Annotated in this window: 16 protein-coding genes; 4 read left to right on the top strand and 12 right to left on the bottom strand. The window is 60.4% G+C overall.

Annotated features, from left to right (window positions below; translation table 11 throughout):
• Positions 1–173: 173 nt before the first annotated feature.
• From AAC083_RS04925 to AAC083_RS04885, 9 genes are all read right to left on the bottom strand, one after another.
• Entirely contained in the window at positions 174–986 is an 813-nt protein-coding gene (locus tag AAC083_RS04925; RefSeq protein WP_042035626.1) for a Cof-type HAD-IIB family hydrolase, read from the bottom strand.
• Between the two features lie 90 nt (positions 987–1076).
• On the bottom strand, positions 1077–2117 hold the full coding sequence (locus tag AAC083_RS04920; RefSeq protein ID WP_108535995.1) for an alpha/beta fold hydrolase: 1041 nt from the start codon (positions 2115–2117) through the stop codon (positions 1077–1079).
• Positions 2114–2779 carry a CatB-related O-acetyltransferase gene (locus tag AAC083_RS04915; protein WP_108535994.1) on the bottom strand — a complete coding sequence of 222 codons (666 nt, stop codon included), beginning with the start codon at positions 2777–2779 and terminating at the stop codon, positions 2114–2116. The genes AAC083_RS04920 and AAC083_RS04915 overlap by 4 nt, the downstream gene beginning before the upstream one ends.
• Positions 2779–3510 carry a tRNA (guanosine(18)-2'-O)-methyltransferase TrmH gene (gene trmH / locus AAC083_RS04910; RefSeq protein ID WP_042035605.1) on the bottom strand — a complete coding sequence of 244 codons (732 nt, stop codon included), beginning with the start codon at positions 3508–3510 and terminating at the stop codon, positions 2779–2781. The genes AAC083_RS04915 and trmH overlap by 1 nt, the downstream gene beginning before the upstream one ends.
• Positions 3511–3660: 150 nt before the next feature.
• A complete protein-coding gene (gene spoT, locus AAC083_RS04905) occupies positions 3661–5778 on the bottom strand; it encodes a bifunctional GTP diphosphokinase/guanosine-3',5'-bis pyrophosphate 3'-pyrophosphohydrolase (RefSeq protein WP_042035607.1) in 2118 nt (705 codons plus the stop codon).
• 135 nt (positions 5779–5913) lie between these two features.
• Entirely contained in the window at positions 5914–6189 is a 276-nt protein-coding gene (gene rpoZ, locus AAC083_RS04900) for a DNA-directed RNA polymerase subunit omega (RefSeq protein ID WP_005307060.1), read from the bottom strand.
• 79 nt (positions 6190–6268) lie between these two features.
• Positions 6269–6895, bottom strand: a complete 627-nt coding sequence (gmk, locus tag AAC083_RS04895; RefSeq protein WP_108535993.1) for a guanylate kinase — start codon at positions 6893–6895, stop codon at positions 6269–6271.
• A 10-nt stretch (positions 6896–6905) separates the two neighbouring features.
• Positions 6906–7112 (bottom strand): hypothetical protein, encoded by a 207-nt coding sequence (locus AAC083_RS04890; protein ID WP_258224607.1) that lies wholly within the window; start codon positions 7110–7112, stop codon positions 6906–6908.
• 83 nt (positions 7113–7195) lie between these two features.
• The gene (locus AAC083_RS04885) at positions 7196–8263 is read right to left on the bottom strand and encodes a glycosyltransferase family 9 protein (RefSeq protein WP_181364652.1); all 1068 of its coding nucleotides are present in this window, start codon (positions 8261–8263) and stop codon (positions 7196–7198) included.
• Between the two features lie 173 nt (positions 8264–8436).
• Here AAC083_RS04885 and AAC083_RS04880 point away from each other — a divergent pair, with 173 nt between their 5' ends.
• Complete coding sequence (locus AAC083_RS04880; RefSeq protein ID WP_042035611.1) at positions 8437–9150, top strand: 3-deoxy-D-manno-octulosonic acid kinase; 714 nt, start codon at positions 8437–8439, stop codon at positions 9148–9150.
• 70 nt (positions 9151–9220) lie between these two features.
• Positions 9221–10084 (top strand): GGDEF domain-containing protein, encoded by an 864-nt coding sequence (locus AAC083_RS04875; RefSeq protein WP_181364651.1) that lies wholly within the window; start codon positions 9221–9223, stop codon positions 10082–10084.
• A gap of 6 nt (positions 10085–10090) precedes the next feature.
• Here AAC083_RS04875 and AAC083_RS04870 read toward each other — a convergent pair whose 3' ends face one another.
• Positions 10091–10945: a carboxylate/amino acid/amine transporter gene (locus AAC083_RS04870; protein ID WP_108535992.1), complete on the bottom strand. Its 855-nt coding sequence runs from the start codon at positions 10943–10945 to the stop codon at positions 10091–10093.
• Between the two features lie 42 nt (positions 10946–10987).
• Here AAC083_RS04870 and AAC083_RS04865 point away from each other — a divergent pair, with 42 nt between their 5' ends.
• Positions 10988–11446 carry a DUF6314 family protein gene (locus AAC083_RS04865; protein WP_375134742.1) on the top strand — a complete coding sequence of 153 codons (459 nt, stop codon included), beginning with the start codon at positions 10988–10990 and terminating at the stop codon, positions 11444–11446.
• Positions 11447–11570: 124 nt separating this feature from the next.
• On the opposite strand, the gene AAC083_RS04860 is transcribed toward AAC083_RS04865, so the two are convergent.
• Positions 11571–11732: a hypothetical protein gene (locus tag AAC083_RS04860; protein WP_108535990.1), complete on the bottom strand. Its 162-nt coding sequence runs from the start codon at positions 11730–11732 to the stop codon at positions 11571–11573.
• Complete coding sequence (locus tag AAC083_RS04855) at positions 11717–12616, bottom strand: DMT family transporter (protein WP_181364650.1); 900 nt, start codon at positions 12614–12616, stop codon at positions 11717–11719. Before AAC083_RS04855 ends, AAC083_RS04860 begins: the two co-directional genes overlap by 16 nt.
• 91 nt (positions 12617–12707) lie before the next feature.
• On the opposite strand from AAC083_RS04855, the gene AAC083_RS04850 reads away from it, so the two are divergent.
• A partial coding sequence (locus AAC083_RS04850; RefSeq protein WP_108535988.1) for a LysR family transcriptional regulator occupies positions 12708–13449 on the top strand: 742 nt, incomplete at its 3' end.

The raw sequence follows: 13449 nt of genomic DNA, 5'->3' as shown, positions 1-13449 counted from the left end.
CTGTTGGGGGGCGCAACTGGAGGAGGGCTGGGGTTATGGCTTGGCCGCACCATTGATCGCCAGATTTCACGGCAATATCGGTGCAGGGCGTGCGACCACTGCTTCCAACGTTAGGAGCGAAAGGTAGGAACGTCATGGATACCACCCACAGGCGGTATCCATGACGGCAGGGATCAGGCTTCGCCTGTGGTACTGATGTCGAACAGTTGCTCCAGATAGACGGCGACGCCATCTTCATCCGAGCTCAGGGTCTGTTCGTGGTCTGCCAGGGCCAGTTTGAGGCGATCGTGGGCGTTGCCCATCACCACGCCACGGCCCACCATGCTCAGCATCTCGAAGTCATTCATGCCATCCCCGAAGGCGATGGCCTGGGACATCTCCAGCCCGTTCTGTTCAAGCACGGCGCGCAAGGCATTACCCTTGTGCACCCCGGCGTGCATCACCTCGAGACAGTCCGGCAGGGAGAAGGTGACGTTGAGTCGATCACCATAATGCTGATTGAGCTGGTCCTCGATCTGCAGCAGCTTCTCGTGGTCGCCGATGTAAAACACCTTGTTGACCTTGTCCATCGGGTGGGTGGCGAGGTCGGTCAGGCGGTAGGTGAAACCGGATGCGTCATGGAATTGCAAAAACCAGGGCTCCTCCTCTTCCACCAGCCACTCGTCGTCATAGTAGACGTTGAGGTGAATAGAGGGGTCGCGCTCCAGCGCGATCAACTCAGCGGCCACGGTAGCTGGCAGCGCCTGATTGAAGATGAGCTGATCCTGCTTGTCGTGCACCACAGCCCCGTTGGAGGTGATGAGGTAGATGTCCAGCCCGAGCGTGTCGCGAATGCTGCGCACGTCCACATGGTGCCGGCCTGTGGCCACCACGAACTTGATCCCCTGTTCCACCAGACGGTGCAGGGTTTCACGGGTGCGGGGGGAGATCTGGTGCTGCTTGTTTAGCAGGGTGCCATCGAGATCGGATACAACTACCTTGAACATCATTACCTCGGCATCAATTGAACGCAGGGGCAGTGTACCCCAGCGTTTTGCGTCACCCCATTTATTTAGGGATCCAAAAAATAACCCGTGTCAGAAGCGATCGAAGAAGGCCAGGGTGGCGTTCAGCGCCGCCTGACGCAGGGGATCGGCCTCCATGAACAGCTCGTGCCAGGCGCCCTCTATCCGTAGCGGTTTGCCCCCTTCACACCGAGCCCGGGTGCAGAAAGCATCCTGCGCGGCATTGTCTACCACACTGTCTTCCCCCGCCTGCAGCAGCAGCAGCGGCGTTTTGATGTGATCGGCTGCGGCGATGGCGCTGTCGCCGGCGGCTATCCCCTCGCGGATCCAGTGGGCCGTCACCCCACCCAGCTTGATCTGCGGGTGTTGCTCGTAGATCTCGCGAAATGCCTGATAGCGTGGCTTGCTGTGGCTCAGGCTATTCTCGGCAAATTCGCGGGGCTGGTAGCTGCCCTGACCCGGGCCATAGGGCGGTTCGCCCAGCCAGTTGCCGACCTTGTCTATGCTGGCTGCCAGCCCCTGGGCCAGCCACTTGGGCAGGCCGCTGAGGTTGATGCCCATCATGGGGGAGGAGAGCACGGCGGCCTTGATGTCATCCGGCCAGCGTTCCAGATAGAGCGCCGAGATGGCGCCACCCATGGAGTGGGCCAGCAGGAACAGCTTGGCGGGCTGGTCTGCCATTATGACCTGGTCGTGAAATTGCTTCAGATCCAGTACATAGTCGTCGAACTGGTCGACATGTCCTTTCTCCGGGTTGTCCAGCAGGCGATCGGACATGCCCTGACCACGGTGATCGATGAGATAGAGGCTGTAGCCCTGACGCCACAGATCCCAGGCCAGTTCCTGATACTTGAGATAGCTCTCGGTCCGGCCGTTGACGATCAGGATGGCGCGATCGACCTTGGCCTGGCGCAGGGTGGCATAGCGGATGGTGACGTCATCCTTGCCCTTGAATTCCCCTTCGACGGCGTGCTCGCGCCAGAAGTCGGGCAGGGTCTGCTGATAGAGGGTGGGCACATCGGCTTCGGGAGTCAGTTGATAGGGATGGGTCACGGCAAGGGCTCCGGCAGAAAACAGGGTCAGGGTCAACAGGGCAGAAGATAACCGGTTCATGATGCGCACTCCTGTTGCCAATGCTGGTAGAGGGCCGGGATATCGCCCGAGCAGAGCAAGGACATGGCTGCTTGCAGGCGGGGCAGGGGCCAGTCCCACCACTGCATGGCCTGTAGCATGGAGACTTGCTCATCGCTGAAGCGGCGACGGATCGGGTTGGCCGGATTGCCACCCACTATGGTGTAGGGGGCAACGTCTTTGGTGACCACGGCTCGAGTGGCGATGACGGCGCCATCACCTATGGTAATGCCGGGCATGATCATGGCTTCCGAGCCTATCCAGACGTCGTTGCCAACCCGGGTATCTCCCTTGCGCCGGAAGCCGTCGTGTACGTCATCGCCGAAACGGGTGGCGTCGAAGGGAAAGGTGGAGGCCCAGTCCAGCCGGTGGCCCTGATTGCCTGCCAGCATGAAGGTAGCGCCCGAGGCGATGGAGCAGAACTTGCCTATGATGAGACGGTCTACTACCTCACCCCACTGGCCGCTCTCCCAGCTGGTCCGGGTTGAGCCATCACCCAGCAAATAGCGTACGCAGTGGTCTTCGAACGGCTTGCCGTGGTAGTAGCCGGAGTAGTAGCTGTAGTCGCCAGCCTCAATATTGGGGTTGGTCAGGTGATCCCGTATGACTTGGGATTCCAGCCAGCTGCCAAACGGATTTTCCATCACTCCTCCTGCCACTCGGATTCCTCTTGCTGTGCGGCCCAACCCTTGCGTGTCAGTTGCATCTGTTGCCACCAAGCCTCGTCTGCCAGGATTTCGCCGGCCGGACCAAGCTGGGGATAGGGCATCTCTTTTTCTTTACAGAGCTGGGCATAGATGGGGTAGCCCCCCTCGAACAATATGCTGTTCTGCTCCTCAAGGTCGAGCGGGCAGCCGCGCTGATAGCAGCCGGCCAACTCGCGCTGGCGCTGTGCTTCATACAGGATGGCGGCGGCGGCCACGGAGACGTTGAGAGACTGCACCATGCCTACCATGGGGATGACGATATGGTGATCGGCCAGCGCCAGCGCCGCTTCCCCTATGCCGTGCTTCTCCTGGCCCACCAGGATGGCGGTGGGACGGGTGTAGTCTATGGTGCGAAAGTCCACCGAGCTCTCTGAGAGATGGGTCGCCAGGATCTGCATGCCGGTGGCTTTCAGCTCGGCCACGGCAGTGCCTATATCCGGGTGCAGTTTCACGTCTACCCAGTTCTGGCTGCCGCGTGCCGTGCCCTTGCGTTTGTGGATCCAGCTCTTGGGCCAGACGGCATGCACCCTGTGGATGCCGATGGCATCGGCGGTGCGCACGATGGCAGCCAGATTGTGAGGCTTGTGGACCTCTTCCATGCAGACGGTCAAGTCGAGCTGGCGCTGAGCCAGCATGTCGGAAATCCGTTTAAAGCGTTCAGGAGTCATATCAGTTTCTATTGGGTGAGTCGGGTGTGCCAGGAGTGCGCAGCAAGCGGGTCGGGCTGACGCTGGGTCAGTATGGTGCGGTTTGGCTTGAGGCGTTCGGGGATCATGGCGTGTCTCTATAAAGCAGCAGGCGGCTTGCGCCGCCTGTATTCAGTTCTTTTGTCGGTTCACCTTGAGCACGTTGGGCATCACGCGGATCTTGCGCATGATGTTGGCCAGGTGGATACGGCTCTTGGTGGTGATGAGCAGGGTGACCAGATAGACACGGCCATCCTTCTCTTCGGTGCTGATGGCGTGAATGTTGGCGCCGGTGGCGGCAATCACGTTGGCCAGCTCGGCCAGCGCTCCCTGATGGTTGACTATCTCTATGCTGATACCGGTGCGGAATTCCTGCTCCTGATCCTTGTCCACCTCCCACTGTACCGGCAGGTACTTGTCCGGTTCGCGGCTGTAGCCCTTGATGTTGCGGCAGGCTTCCTGGTGGATCACCAACCCCTTGCCCGGGCTGATGTGGGCAATGATGGCATCCCCCGGGATCGGGCGGCAGCAGTTGGCGAAGGTGACCAGCATGCCGTCGGCACCCTTGATCGGCATCTTCTTGCTGCTGGACTTGGGCTGCTCTTCCGGCGGCAGTTCATCCCCCAGCATGCGACGCGCTACCATGACGCTCATGGCATTGCCCAGACCCACGTCGGCCAGCAAGCCCTGCAGGTTCTCATGCTTGGTGTCGGTCAGCACCTGCTTGATGCGCGGCTCCGGAATATCTTCGATGTTCTTGACGCCGAGCGCATGGTTGAGCAGGCGGCGACCCAGCACCACCGACTCTTCGGTACGCAGGTTCTTGAGGAACTGGCGGATCTTGGAACGGGCCTTGGTCGTCACTACGAAATTGAGCCAGGCCGCGTTGGGGCGAGCCCCTGGCGCTGTGATGATCTCCACCGTCTGACCCGAATGCAGCGGGCTGCTCAGCGGATAGGGGTGGCGATCGACCCGCGAGCCAACGCAGGCATGGCCGATGTCGGTGTGCACCGTGTAGGCGAAGTCCACCGGCGTGGCGCCCGTGGGCAGCTCCATGATGCGGCCTTCCGGGGTGAAGACGTAGATCTCGTCCGGGAAGAGGTCGGTCTTGACCCCTTCGATGAATTCAAACGAGCTGCCGGCGCTCTGTTGCAGCTCCAGCAGGCTCTGCATCCAGCGCTGGGCGCGGATCTGGGCCGTGGTGCCCGAGCTGTCGCCATCCTGCTTGTAGGCCCAGTGGGCGGCAACCCCCTTGTCGGCCATCTGATCCATGAACTCGGTGCGGACCTGTACCTCGACCGGCACCCCGTGCGGTCCCACCAGCGAGGTGTGCAGTGACTGGTAGCCGTTGGTCTTGGGAATGGCGATGTAATCCTTGAAGCGACCGGGGCGTGGCTTGTAGAGGCTGTGCATCTGCCCCAGCACCCGGTAACAGGTATCTATGTCCTTCACCCTGACGCGAAAGGCGTAGATATCCATTACCTCATGAAATTGCAGCTCTTTTTTCTCCATCTTGTTGTAGATGGAGAACAGGTTCTTCTCGCGGCCGCTGACCTGGGAGTCGATACCGGCATCTCGCAGACGGCCCTCGATCTCGCTCTGGATGGAGTCGATGATTTCGCGGCGGTTGCCACGGGCACGGCGCACCGACTCTCGTAACACGCGGGAGCGCATGGGGTAGAGCGCTTCGAAGCCCAGCTCTTCCAGCTCGTTCTTCATGGTATGAATACCGAGGCGGTTGGCGATGGGGGCGAAGATTTCGAGGGTTTCACGGGCGATGCGGCGGCGCTTGTCTGGCCGCAGTGAACCCAGGGTGCGCATATTGTGCGTGCGGTCGGCCAGCTTGATCAGGATGACCCGGATATCCTGGGTCATGGCCATCACCATCTTGCGGAAGTTTTCGGCCTGAGCCTCTTTGCGATCGCGAAATTTCAGCTTGTCGAGCTTGGAAACGCCCGCTACCAGCTCGGCGACGGCATCGCCAAACAGTTCGGCCAGGTCGGCCTTGGTCACGGGGGTATCTTCGATGACGTCGTGCAGCACGGCAGCCATCAGCGTTTCGTGATCGAGTCGCATGTCGCCGAGAATGCGGGCAACGGCAACCGGGTGGGTGATATAGGGTTCGCCACTGGAGCGCATTTGTCCCTGGTGGGCATCACGGGCCACCACATAGGCTTGCTTGAGCTTCTCAACCTGCTCTGGTGGCAGGTAGGAACTGGCTATTTCTTTAAGATTTTCAAATAAATACAAGACAGTCCCCGCAGCGGTGAAACGGCAATCCGTGGAATAGAGGGTATAGTCCCGAGTTTGCGAGGTTTTCGAGCGGTTGTAAATGGGAAGAACAGTCGGCACCCGGGCGGGCGCCGACTATGAGAAATAACTGACTTAACCGCGGCCTTCGGCGATGGCAGCAACGGCAGCCAACTCGGCGGCTTCCTGCTCTTGCTGCTCGTAGCGGTCCTGGGTGTCCATCACCTGATTGTTCACCAGACCCAGTTCGATCTCGCGCAGGGCGATCACGGTCGGCTTGTCGTTCTCTTCGTCAACCAGGGGATCTTTGCCTTGAACCGCGATTTGGCGGGCGCGGCGGGCGGCGACCAGCACCAGGTCAAAACGGTTACCTACCTGTTTTACAGCATCTTCTACAGTAACGCGTGCCATGCAGGACTCCAGTGTTTGGGCTTTCTGTGTTTAGAAAAGCGGTGTTTAAAAATGACGCAAAAGTTTACTTGTTTTTGGCCTATTCTGCCAGTAGCTGTTGCAGCAAGTTTTGTTGGGCCTGCTGTTGCTGATGCATTTCCAGCCGTTGGCACTCAATAATGGCCCTGAGCTGGAACAGTGCCAGCTCAAAGTCTTCGTTGATAATGACATAGTCATACTCGTCGTAGTGCACCATTTCGGCAATGGCTTTCGCCATCCGGCCGGCGATCACGTCGCTGCTGTCCTGACCACGACCGATCAGGCGCTGTTCCAGCTCGGCACGGCTGGGAGGCAGGATGAAAATGGACTTGGTCGGCATCTGTTCGCGGATCTGGCGGGCGCCCTGCCAGTCGATGTCGAGGAAGACGTCGATCCCTTTGGCCAGACAGACTTCGATGGCGGCGCGTGAGGTGCCGTAGTAGTTGCCGAACACTTCGGCCCACTCCAGAAAGTCACCGCGCGCGATCAGCGCCTTGAATGTCTCCACCGGCACGAAGTGGTAATGCACCCCGTTCTCTTCGCCCGGGCGCATGGCACGAGTCGTGTGGGAGACCGACAGTTGCATCTTGCCTGCTACGTTATGTTTGGCCAGCAAGGCATTGAGCAGGCTGGATTTACCCGCCCCGCTCGGGGAGGAGATGATATAGAGAGTGCCTTGTTGCGCCATGTGATTACCTTTAATCGAAACCCGTGTTTTGGTTGTAGCAGAGGCTGCCGTCTTGTGCCCGAAAGGGAGACAGCTCAACGCAAAACGCGGAAAATTCTTGGATCAGGGGGATGTAAAGGCGGCGAATTTTAGCAGAAGGCGGCGGATAAAAAAAACGGCCGGAATCATATTCCAGCCAATCAAAGTCTTCGTAGCTTGCTGCGGGAGCGTAACCCACATCAGTCCTCATTGTGCCTTTGGGGGCAGGCAGAGGCCATCAGGTTATCCCTGCCTGATGGCTCGGAATTCCCGAGTTGCTGCTCAGCCTGGCAGATGGCTATCGGCGCAGAGCCGATCGAACGCGGCGATGACCTGTTCACTCGTGATCTTGCTCATGGCCTCCGGGTCCTTGAGGCGGGTGCGCCAGCTCAGATCGGCCAGCGGCTTGCCGGTTTCCTGTTCGACCAGCTCCTGATAGACGCTGACCACGTAGTCGCGGCATAGATAGGGGCCGGTGCGGGCCGGATTGTGATGGGCATAGAGGCCGATCACCGGTGTGCCCACCAAGGTTGCCATGTGGGTGGGGCCTGTATCCGGGGCCAGCACCAGACTCGCTTCGCCAATCAGCGCCAGCAGTTGCTTGAGGTTGGTCTGCCCCACCAGATCCACTGATTTGCGCTGGCTCAGTCGCTGTATGTCGGCGGCCAGATCCCGCTCGAGCTTGGCTGGGCCGCCGCACAGATAGACCTGAAAGCCCTTGTTGGCGGCATGATCTGCCAGCGCAGCATAACCTTCGGCCGTCCAGTTCTTGAATGCCTTGCTGGCGGCGGCGCAGATGAGCAGCGTCGGTTTGCCGCCAATCTTCTCCTTTGCCCATGCCTGATGTTCAGGGCTGATGGGCAGTTGCCAATCCGGGGTCAGATCCTGGATGCCAAGCTCTTTGGCGAAGGCGAGAAAGCCGTCAAGCACATGGGGCGACGCGGGGGATGGCACCCTGTGGTTGGTGAACAGCCACTGACCGTCGTTGGCGCGCTCCTTGTCGAAGCCGAGCTTGATCCTGGCCTTGATACCGAGCGTGGCAATGCTGGCGCGCATGGCAGCTTGCAGGTGGAGCAGGGCATCGAACCTGCGCCCTTTGAGGGTCTGCCAGAGATCGCGGTAGCCGCGCCAACCCTTGCTTTTGTCGAAGGCGATCACCTCCACCCCGGGCAAGTCGGCAAACAGGGTCGCTTCGATTTTGCCGGTGATCCAGGTGATGCGGGTCTGGGGCCAGGCCCGCTGGATGACGCGCACCAGTGCCAGCGCGTGGCAGCAATCCCCGATGGCGGAGAGCCGCAGTATGCAGATAGAAGAGGGCGGCGTTGGGAACAGCGGCATGATGTGGCGCAATGGTGGAAAAATGGATGGATGGCATTATGCAAACTCCCCTGTGGATTGTAAAATTGCGCGCAACTGGCCGCCGGTACTGGCCGTGATCCTTACAAGGAGCACGGGTTCGTGCTGACAAGCCGCTTTATCGTGAATCGAACCATTGCGATCACTGACCGACCGGGATCACCAAGATGCGAATACAGACCGAACACAACCAGATCTGCTGGTACGCCGAAGGGGTTTTTCGTGACCCTTCTCCCGAGCTGTTTGATCCGGCCTGGTGGCAGACCCATCGCCAGGTAGTGGGTTCCTCCATCGGTCGCGGGGTGACCTGGTTCGTGAAGGATGAATCCCGTCACCTGGTGCTACGCCACTACTATCGTGGCGGCATGGTGGGCAAGGTGGTGCGGGATCGCTTCTGGTTCGAGGGGGTAGAGAGCAGTCGTGCCATGGCCGAATACAGTCTGCTGGCCAAATTGAGCGAGCAGGGCTTGCCGGTGCCGCGCCCGTTTGCGGCCCGTATGGCCAAGCAGGGCCCCTTCTATCGGGCCGATATCCTGATCGAGCGCATTCGCGGCGCCAAGGATCTGGTGGCGCTGCTCAAGCAGGGACCGATCGCCGGCGAGGTGTGGCACAAGGTCGGCCAGACGGTGCGCCAGCTGCACGATGCCGGTGTCTACCATGCGGATCTCAACAGTCACAACCTGCTGCTCGACAAGGAGGGCAAGGTGTGGGTCATCGATTTTGACAAGGGGGCGATCCGCTCGTCCGGTAGCTGGCAGCAGGCCAACCTGGAGCGGCTGCTGCGCTCATTCACCAAAGAGTCCCAACTGCATACCAGTTTCCACTTCGTGCCGGAAAACTGGCAGGCCTTGATGAAGGGTTATCAAGGAAAAGCGAGCTGACCCAGTTGCTCGCTGCGAGAGCCAATGTTACTTATTGAGCAGGTATTCCGATTCGGTTTCGAGGCGCTCGATGGACACGCCCAAGGCTCCCCTGAGGGACGCAATCACCCGGTTTGATCTGGCGCTGATGGCAGATGCCATGGCACTGCTGGCGGCGGGACTCTGGCGCTGGAGCCCGCAACAGGGGGTACAGCGGGATATCTCCTGCCTGCGCCTGCTGGGATTGGATGAGACCGGGCTGGACGATCTCGGCTGGCTGGAACGGGTACATCCCGACGATGTGGCCGCACTGCAGGATGCGCTTGGTGCCTGCCAGAGTGGGCGACTGGCCCAGATCCGGCTCGAATACCGCATCCTGCATCACCATGGTCACTACGTGCGGCTGGAAGAGCGGGTCCGGCGCGATCAGCTCGGTCAGGTGCTGGGAGTGGTGCGCCAACTCGACCCGCTGGCCGTGATCGTGGAGGAGCGCCACGGCATGGATCCCCTCACCGGACTGGAGAGCCGCAGTCACTTCGAACAACTGCTCGACGAGAGACTGGCGACCGAGAGTGGCAGCTTCAGCCTGCTGCAGTTCACCGTGGATCACAGTGCCAAGATACTGCAGCTGTTTGGCGAGGCCGCCTGTGATGCCATGCTGGCCAAGCTGGTGCGCATAGTACGCCACGAGCGGCAGCGGGAAGGTCCCTTCGCCCGTTGGGACCAGGATGGCTTCATCCTGATGCTCTCCCAGACAGATCGGCTGAGTGGCCTGGAGATTGCCGAGCGGCTACGCCTCGAGATCGCCGATGCCAGCCTGCTGCCGCAGCGGCCGGTGACCATCAGCATAGGGTTGGTGCAGAGCCAGAGCGGTGAGCAGCTCGACCATCTGCTGGCCCGTCTGGCCAGCTGTCACGGTCAGGCCAGACGGGAGCACAACACTGTCGTCGGCTGAGTGCGGTCAGGGTTGGCTGTTCTTGTCACGCTGGCAGATCCAGAGCGATGCCAGCATCAACAGGCCGCCGATGGTCAGCCGGGTCAGATCGGTATCCTTGCCCCAGAGCAGCAGGTTGACCAGCAGCCCCGCCGGGATAAGGGCGTTGTTCATGATGGCCAGCACACCGCTGCTGACCCTGGTGGCGCCCTTGTTCCACAGGAAGTAACCCAGGCCGGAAGCGCCTATCCCCAGCCACAGCAGAATACCCCACTGCAAGCCGCTGGTCGGGTATTGCGGCTTGCCCAGCAGCCACCAGGCTGGCAGGGCGATGACCAGCGCCCCCAGATAGAAGCAGCCGAACACTGCCCGCTGTGGCGGTTGCTCCGCCTCTCGCGCCAGCAGTACCTTGTAGCCCACCTGACCGAGCGCGAAGCAGAGGTTGGCCCCCTGCACCACCAGAAATCCCAGCACATAGCTTTCGGTCAGGCCGTCGAAGCGGATGACGGCGGCCCCGAGCACCGCCAGCAGGGCGCCCCACAGATAGGTGGGCTTGAAGCGCCCCTCCAGCAGATCGTGGAGCAGGGTGACGTAGATGGGGGTGAAGATGGTAAAGACCAGCACTTCCGGCACCGTCAGCAGCAGGAAGGAGTGGTAGTAGAAGAGATACATGATGCCGAGCTGGATGGCGCCGAGTGTCATCAGCTTGGCCACCAGATCGGGGCGCAGCCAGCGGCGGCGCAGGAAGGGGAGAAACACCAGACTGGCGAGGGCGATGCGGGTCAGCACCGAGAAGTAGGCATCCACCTGGCCAGCGAGGTAGACCCCGATCAGGCTGAAGGAGAATGACCAGAGCAGGGTGACCCCTATCAAGTAGTTCATGTGATTGATTTATCGTCAGTTGTCAATTTTAAGGGGGCTATGATGGCCGAGATGGAAGCGGCAATCCAGCGTTTATGGGCACGATTGCCACAGGTCGGAGCATTTAGCTTCACCGCCAGCAATGGCGAGGGGTCGGCGACCGACTGGAATGGTCGCGGCGAGGGGAGTGTGCAGGTGACCGATCATCAGGGTGGCTGGCTGTTTAGCGAGCAGGGCCGTTACACCACACCCCATGGAAGGGAACTCGCCATGCACAATTGCTTCTGGTGGCAACGCAGTGCGCGGGGGATCCGCCTCGCTCATCTGCGTTATGAAGCGCCGGTCGAACTGTTCGAGCTGTTGCCGCAAGGGGATGGCCGTTGGCTGACCGCCGAGCCGCATCTGTGCGGGGCGGATCACTACAGCGCCGAGCTGACCGAGATCGACGGCGGTTTTCTGCTCGGCTGGCAGATCACAGGCCCGCGCAAGAACGAGTGGCTCAGTTATCGCTATTTGGTCTGACGCTGGCTGGCAGGCATAAAAAAACCGGCGCAGAGCGCCGGTAGCAGGGGACAAATCGGAGGTTTTTTAAAACGGTCCCAAAAACAGGAGAGATACACTCTTGTCACACATTCAGAGATGGACTTCAGGCATGCAGGGCATAGTTCAGCATGGCTTGCAGCTTGCTGTCGAAGAACCAGGGCAGCAGTACCATCAGCAGGCCCATGATCCCGGCCAGGCGCTGGCGATATTGCCAGCTGGCGATCAGTACCAGACCACCGCACAGTGTGGTCAGGATGCCTGACATAGGGAGACCTCGCGCTGCATGCGACGCTGTTGCGCCCACTGGTTCATGGCGACTGAGCCGAGGATCAGGGCCAGTGCCACACCGGTCGTGGAGTGGATCTGCTCGCCAAGGAACAGGGCACCCAGCATCACGCCAAACAGCGGCACCAGATAGTTGCTGAAGGAGGCGAACGTCGGGCCAGCCTTCTGGAGCAGCGCCATATAGAGGAAGTAGACCAGACCGGTACAGAGAGTACCCAGCACGGTAATCGCACTCAGGGCCTGGCTGCTCGGCATGGTCAGGCTGCTCAGGTCAACCATGAAGGGTGCGACCAGTAGCAACTGGGCTGCCGAGGAGACCAGGATGTTGCGGGCAACGACCACAGGGTGATCCTTGGCGAAACGCTTGATCATCAACAGGCCGATGGCAAAGCAGCTGGCACCGAACAGGATGGCGACGGCACCGAGCAGGCCGGCGTTCATGCCCTGAGCGAGTTTCGGCCAGAACAGGGTAAGCACACCGGCAAAGCCGATGATCACCGAGAGCAGACCGGCTTTGGTGATTCTTTCACCAGAAATAAACAGAGGTGCAGCCAGAATGGTCACAAACGGGATACAACCCATGACCACGGCGGCGATGGCGCTATCCACATACTGTTGGCCCCAGGCAACCATGATGAAGGGGAGAGTGGCATCCAGCAGGGCAATCAGCATATAGGTCCGCCACGGGGTGTGCTCACTCTTGAGACGCATGAACAGGCAGAGCAGACCCAGGGTCAGGCTGCCGCACAGGGCGCGACCCGCAGCCACCAGAATGGGGGGCAATTCGGCAACAGCCTGGTGCATGAAAATGAACTGGGAACCCCAGAGCAGGCCAATGGCCAGCAATAACAAATAGCTACGCATTGTAATCTCCGATGTATTAAGCCAGCGCATTCTAGGTAATCTGTTACTATGGTAAAAATGAATTGTTGGCATTTCACTATGGCGAATATAGATGGATAGCTCACTCGCCCGTCTTGACCTTAACCTGCTCGCTGTGTTCGACATGCTGATGCAGGAGCGCAACGTCACCCATGCCGCCGAACGGCTGCATCTCTCTCAATCCACCGTCAGTCATGCCCTGGGTCGGCTGCGGGTGGCGCTGGATGATCCGCTGTTTGTGATGAGCCGACGCGAGATGATGCCGACCGAGCGGGCCAAGGCGCTGGCCGGACCGGTGCGCCAGGCATTGGCGATGCTGGAGCAGGGATTGCGGCAGGCCAAGGGGTTTGATCCCGCCACCGCGCGGCGAATTTTCCGTATCGCCACCCCGGGTTCGGTGGAGCACGGGCTGGTGCCAGTGCTGGTGGACAGGCTCTATCGGCAGGCCCCTCAATGTCGGCTGGAGGTGTGCGAGCTGGCAGACAACAACTACGAGCGGGAGCTGGAGAAGGGGGAGCTGGATCTGGTGATCGGGTTTGCCGGGGCGAATCACCTCTCACCCCGCTTGTGGCGGGAGGAGTGGTTCAACAACCCGCTGGTGTGCCTGTCGCCGCTTGGTAGCGAATTGCCCGATGTGCTGACCCCAGTCGAGCTGGTGAGCCGCCCCCATATCCACACCTCCAGTTGGGGGCACAGTCAGGCGATGGTGGAGCTCTGGCTGGCTCGCTTCGGGGTGGAGCGGGAGCTGGGGGTGCGCTTGCCGAGTTTTATGGCGGTGCCGCCGTTGATGGCAACCGGCCGCTATCTGGTGGTGG

The sequence above is a fragment of the Aeromonas sp. HMWF014 genome (assembly GCF_963878295.1).
GTDB lineage: Bacteria > Pseudomonadota > Gammaproteobacteria > Enterobacterales > Aeromonadaceae > Aeromonas > Aeromonas popoffii.
This window is presented reverse-complemented; position numbering and strand designations above follow the sequence as displayed.

Bases quoted from the DNA above. Each gene is read 5' to 3' on its own strand.
- AAC083_RS04925 (WP_042035626.1), bottom strand. From the start codon at position 986: ATGTTCAAGGTAGTTGTATCCGATCTCGATGGCACCCTGCTAAACAAG.
- AAC083_RS04920 (WP_108535995.1), bottom strand. From the start codon at position 2,117: ATGAACCGGTTATCTTCTGCCCTGTTGACCCTGACCCTGTTTTCTGCC.
- AAC083_RS04915 (WP_108535994.1), bottom strand. From the start codon at position 2,779: ATGGAAAATCCGTTTGGCAGCTGGCTGGAATCCCAAGTCATACGGGAT.
- trmH (WP_042035605.1), bottom strand. From the start codon at position 3,510: ATGACTCCTGAACGCTTTAAACGGATTTCCGACATGCTGGCTCAGCGC.
- rpoZ (WP_005307060.1), bottom strand. From the start codon at position 6,189: ATGGCACGCGTTACTGTAGAAGATGCTGTAAAACAGGTAGGTAACCGT.
- gmk (WP_108535993.1), bottom strand. From the start codon at position 6,895: ATGGCGCAACAAGGCACTCTCTATATCATCTCCTCCCCGAGCGGGGCG.
- AAC083_RS04880 (WP_042035611.1), top strand. From the start codon at position 8,437: ATGCGAATACAGACCGAACACAACCAGATCTGCTGGTACGCCGAAGGG.
- AAC083_RS04875 (WP_181364651.1), top strand. From the start codon at position 9,221: ATGGACACGCCCAAGGCTCCCCTGAGGGACGCAATCACCCGGTTTGAT.
- AAC083_RS04870 (WP_108535992.1), bottom strand. From the start codon at position 10,945: ATGAACTACTTGATAGGGGTCACCCTGCTCTGGTCATTCTCCTTCAGC.
- AAC083_RS04865 (WP_375134742.1), top strand. From the start codon at position 10,988: ATGGCCGAGATGGAAGCGGCAATCCAGCGTTTATGGGCACGATTGCCA.
- AAC083_RS04860 (WP_108535990.1), bottom strand. From the start codon at position 11,732: ATGTCAGGCATCCTGACCACACTGTGCGGTGGTCTGGTACTGATCGCC.
- AAC083_RS04855 (WP_181364650.1), bottom strand. From the start codon at position 12,616: ATGCGTAGCTATTTGTTATTGCTGGCCATTGGCCTGCTCTGGGGTTCC.